Annotated in this window: 3 protein-coding genes; all 3 read left to right on the plus strand. The window is 68.1% G+C overall.

The annotated features are described in order from the left end of the window. The first annotated feature begins 73 nt into the window (after positions 1–73). The 3 genes from L615_RS02275 (at position 74) to L615_RS02290 (ending at position 5,043) form a co-directional block, all read left to right on the plus strand. Positions 74–1,350 (plus strand): IS3 family transposase gene (locus L615_RS02275; protein WP_145723976.1). Its coding sequence is split into 2 segments (ribosomal slippage): positions 74–425 and positions 425–1,350, totalling 1,278 coding nucleotides; the frame shifts between segments, so codons are not numbered across the junction. 675 nt (positions 1,351–2,025) lie between these two features. Next, positions 2,026–3,360: a hypothetical protein gene (locus tag L615_RS02280; protein WP_145723977.1), complete on the plus strand. Its 1,335-nt coding sequence runs from the start codon at positions 2,026–2,028 to the stop codon at positions 3,358–3,360. Between the two features lie 525 nt (positions 3,361–3,885). Further along, the gene (locus L615_RS02290) at positions 3,886–5,043 is read left to right on the plus strand and encodes a hypothetical protein (protein ID WP_145723978.1); all 1,158 of its coding nucleotides are present in this window, start codon (positions 3,886–3,888) and stop codon (positions 5,041–5,043) included. Positions 5,044–5,281: the final 238 nt, after the last annotated feature.

Below are 5,281 nucleotides of genomic sequence, written 5' to 3' on the forward strand. Positions count from 1 at the left end.
GGGGCCTGACCCCGGATCTTGGACACGCTGAATCCAGCACGTGGTGCTGGGGAAGCGAGATGATCCGAGAATCATGGCCAGGAAGAACTACTCCGAGGAGTTCCGTCGTCAGGCCGTCGACTTGTACGAGTCCACCCCGGGCGCCACGGTCCGCGGCATTGCCGAGGATCTCGGCATCGTCCGCGGCACGTTGCGGCACTGGCTCGAGGTGTACGGGACGGGCAAGAAGACCGCTGCCGACGGGACGTTGACCTCCAGCCCGTTGCAATCGAAGACGACCACGACGAAGAGCTCGCCGGCGCCGGCCGGGGAGACGGCCGAGCAGAAGATCGCCCGGCTCGAGGCGAGGGTGAACGAGCTCGAGGTCGAGACGACCAAGCTGACCACCGAGCGGGAGATCCTGCAGCGGGCGGCCAAGTATTTCGCCGGGGAGACGCGCTGGTGAGTCGCTTCCAGTTCGTCGCCGACAACTCCACCACCTTCGAGGTGAAGCGACTGTGCGAGCTCGTCGAGATCGAGCGCTCCTCCTACTACGCCTGGCTCAAGGCCGCCCCGGCCCGAGAAGCCAGAGCAGCCGACGACGCGGCGCTGGCGGTGCGGATCCGGGCCGTCCACGCGCAGGACAACACCCAGGGGGCGCCGCGGATCACCGCCGAGCTCAACGCTCAACTCGGCGACCACGCGGCGGCCGGTGAGCGGGTGAACCACAAGCGCGTCGCGCGGGTGATGCGGCTGGAGGGCATTCGTGGCTATGTGAAGAAGCGCCGGGTGCGGACCACGATCCCCGAGCCGTCGGGTCAGAAGTACCCCGACCTGCTCAAGCGCGACTTCACCGCCGAGGCACCGAACCAGCGCTACGTCGGGGACATCACCTACCTACCGCTGGCCGACGGGACGAACCTGTACCTGGCGACAGTGATCGACTGCTACTCCCGTCGGGTGGCCGGGTGGGCGATCGCCGACCACATGCGCACCGAGCTCGTCGAGGACGCGTTGAAGGCCGCCGCCGCAACCCGGGGCAGCCTCAAGGGCGCGATCTTCCACAGCGACCACGGGTCGGTCTACACGAGCAAGGACTACGCCAAGCTCGCCAAGTTGCTCGGCGTCACCCAGTCCATGGGCGCCATCGGATCCTCAGCCGACAACGCGCTCGCGGAGTCGTTCAACGCCACGCTGAAGCGCGAGGTCCTCCAGGACGCCGCCTGCTGGCCCGACGAGCCGACCTGTCGCCGGCAGGTCTTCAAGTGGCTCGTCCGCTACAACACACGTCGCCGTCACACCTGGTGCGGCTACCTGTCCCCGTCCACCTACGAGGCCCGTCGGGCCGCTACGCTGCCGACCGCTGCGTAATCACCCACCGTGTCCAAGATCCGGGGGCAGGGCCCGATAGCCCGTCCGGGTGGTGTTGCCGGGTACTGCATTTGCAGTAGGCGTCCTGCAGATGCAGTACCCGACGATTCACGCATTTGTCGGACGCGAGACAGGACCGCGAGAAGCCATCGTGGTGGTGTCGCCAACACGGGCGGCCACCAAGACTAGAAGTGATGCGCACGATGTCCATCGACACGATCCAGACCAGCACGAACGCCGACCCCGGCAACGAGCGCCACCCGATCGGGGACGGTCGCAGCGGGAGCGCCAGTTGCCGCACGTCCTCGAGCCCGGCGCCCATCCGAAGGCCAGCCAGCCTCAACGGGACCACTCGCAAGGAGAACCACACCCAGGCCGTGGAGCTGGCCGGGTTCCTCGGGCTGCACCACCTCGGTGCCGTGCTCGACGGGGTCCTGGCCAAGCCCGGGGCCCGCGGCCGCCGCTCGCCGTACCCGCCGACCTGCTTCCTGATGATCATCGCGTTCGCGCGGATCTTCGGTTCCATGTCCGGCGCGGTCGAGGCACTGCACACCTCTCCTGGCCTGTGGAAGAAGGTCTGTGAGGCCTACCGCCTCCAGGTCGAGCAGATGCGCGCCGAGGGCATCGAGACGGGGCCGGCCCAGCTGCCGGCCGTGCCCCCCCAAGCGCGAGCAGGTGCTCTACTTCCGCGACAAGCTGGTCGGCTCACAGGCCCACATGCGCGAGCTCAACACCCAGTTCACCCGGGTCGCGATCGGCATGGCCTGGAAGCTGGGCAACCTCCACCCCGGCGTCGTCCCGGACGGCACCTGCCCCGACCAGCGGCACTACATCTACGGCGACGGCACGGTCGTCAAGCCGCCCTCCGATGTCCGCGTCGTGACCGACCCCGTCACCGGCGAACGCATCCCGCTCCACAGCAGGGCGACGTCGGCCACGACCGCACGCGTCGTCAAGACCCTGACCGACACCAGGGCCGACGGCAAGGAGCAGCTGCGCGGCCTCAACATGGTCGGCGTCTACACATGGACCGACGCCGGCCGGCTCGTGCTGGGAACGCGGGTCGCGCTGGGCGCTGAGCAGTGGGCGGCCCTCGAGCTCATCGAGGAGGTCTACCGCTTCGCCAAGGACGGCATGCACGGGGTGATCTGGGACCGCGTGATCACCGGCTGGCTGGTCGACTACCTGATGGCCACGATGCGACTCCAAACGGTCGGCAAGCCCGTCGCCAACAGCCGCGACGACTCATCCGAGATCGACGACAAGATCGCACTCAAGGCCGCCGCCCACCACACGCAGCTCGACACGCACACCAAAGTGGCCATTCGCTACCACGTCCTGGCCGACATGGTCACCGCCAGCGACCGGCTCCCCCTGGGCACCAGCATCTACCCCAAGTCGAACCGCAGGGACTTCGACCTGGTCCACAGCGAGTTCCGCGAGCTCGACCCCATCGTGCACCACACACCTGAGGGTGAGTGCGCGCACCGCCTCGCCGTCGACGACGGAGGCATGTTCGAGATCGCCGACCACGACGAGCTCGCGCACAGCGTCAAGGTCACCTACCTGCCGTGCATGGCCAACACCCACCACCAGCGACCCGACGGGCTGTGGACCTCGAAGCTGGAGTACCTCATCCCCTGCCCCCACGGCGACCTCGTGTACTCCTACCTGTGGGAGCCCCAGCCCCACCGCTACCAGCCAGGAGACGCCGGCGCCCGCACCCCTGAGGACCCCGTCGGATGGCGGCTGCGGCCGCTGTGCCGCGCCGACGACATCGGGGAGGCCTACAACAACCGCCTGCCCCTCAACACCCCCGCCGAGCGGAAGTTCACCGCGTTCTTCTCCCGCCGCAACGACAGCGAGTCACACAACGCCTGGGTCAAACGCAGCTACCCCCACAAGCGGGCCGCCAGCTACTCCGCCGAAGCCCAGGAACTCGACTTCCTCCTCGCCGGCCTGGTCAACAACAGCCGAACCTGGCACATCGCATTCCCCATCGGAACCTGACCCAGACCAACACCACAACACATCAACCAGTCACGTTGAGCCCGTCCCGAACAGGGACGGGCTCAACGTCATTTCACCCCACCACCGCGAGCCGCCCCAACGAGAAGCCCCACAGACCCGTCAGCACCCCGCCGACGCCGGCTCTCGGTCGTCTCGGTCTCGCCTCGGCTCGGGATCGGGATCGGGCTCGGGATCGGGCTCGGGCTCGGGATCGGGCTCGGGCTCGGGGCGGCGGCATCTCCGCCCAACGTTCTGATGGCGCGAGCCGACACCTTGGCATCGACGAGACACTTCGGCTCCGCCACCGACCAGCGGCCCACACCCTCAAGCGGCCCGGGCAGCACGCGGCCCGGCCACGGCGCACAGCAGCCGAACTCGGTCGCCGTTCACGCCACCGCCGCCCGGCGCTCAGGAAACCCGTCGAAAAAACATCCCCCGAGCCCCGTGCAGCGATTGCCTAACCCGTCGCTGTCCCCACCGTCCTCCCTCGTCCGCTTCTCGATACCAACCTGGGAGAACACCACCATGGCCACCAACGCCAGCAACACCACCAGCAACAAGCAGACCAGCAACAAGCAGACCAGCAACAAGAAGTCCACGCCCTCGCTCTGCACGAGCTTCCGTGGATGCTCCGGCACCTTCGCCATTGATGAGTTCATTGATCTGTGCGAGCAGTACGATCTGATCCCCGCCGCCACCCGCGAGACCACCCTCAGCGCCCTCACCCGACTGCGTGAGGTCCTCGACCGCGGCCACTACAACGTCTACGACATGGTCAAGGAGCAGCGCATCATCCTGGCCCACCTCGTCGGGATCGAGGCGAGCACGGTGACCCGGTTCCTGAGCTCGTCCGTCGCCGAGCCGTTGCACCGCTACCGCAACCTCCTCGTCGCCGCGGCCGCCGCCGCTGTCGGGGCCCAGGGCTCCCCTTCCAGCCCCAAGAACAGCCGCCCCGAGACCGTCTACGCCAACAGCATCCGCCTCCAGCAGCGCCGCGACCGGATCCACCGCCCGCTCACCGACGACGAGATCCTCCTGGGCCGCGTTGCTGCCCACCTCGCCTCCCAGCGCGACCCGCTGGACCGCACCGCGCTGCTCTGGGCCCTCAGCGAGACCGGCATGGTGCCCCTCGAGATCAGCCGTGTCACCATCGAGGTCTTCAACGACCCCCACACCCCGACCAAGGTCCTCGCCACCGGCAACGCGCACATCGACCGCCGCCACCTGACCCTCACCCGCCCGGCCACCACCATCCTGTCCCGCTTCAACCGCGCCTGGCTCGCGGACGGACGCCCCCACACCAAGGAATTCGCCTACACCCCCGACACCAAGCGCACCGGCGGCCGACAGCGCACCCTGCTGCAGGAGAACACCTCCCGCACCGTCGGCGTCCAGCGCACCATCGACAAGCTGTTCGCCGACCTCGGCTTCACCAAGCGACCGACGAAGGACACCACCAAGACCGSCTCGACCACCACCAAGGCCTCCCACGGCATCACCGCCAGCAGCATCGCCCACTGGCGCATCGCCACCGCCCTCCAGGCCAACGGATACAAGGACGCCCTCACCCTCAGCGGCCGCAACAGCGCCGACTCCATGATCCGAGCCATCGGCGCCTACGCAGTCCCCGAAGAGACCGCCGCCAAGATCACCACCAGCAACTTCGAGCTCCCCGCAGCCTGACCAACCACCACCGCACGCCGCGAGAAACTACGGCCGAGGCCACCCGAAAGACGGGTGGCCTCGGCCACCACTGCTTTTCAACCCCTCCGCCCCGATCCCACGCCCCGCGGCCACAAGCAGAACACGGATCCACAGAACGACTGCGCTGAATGCGGAGCCGGCCAACCACCGCACAGTCAGCGACAGACTCCACCGGCAGSCACAACGAGCACCGGCGCGGAACACGACCCTTGACAAC

It is taken from the genome of Nocardioides sp. J9, assembly GCF_007829375.1.
Taxonomy (GTDB): domain Bacteria; phylum Actinomycetota; class Actinomycetes; order Propionibacteriales; family Nocardioidaceae; genus Nocardioides.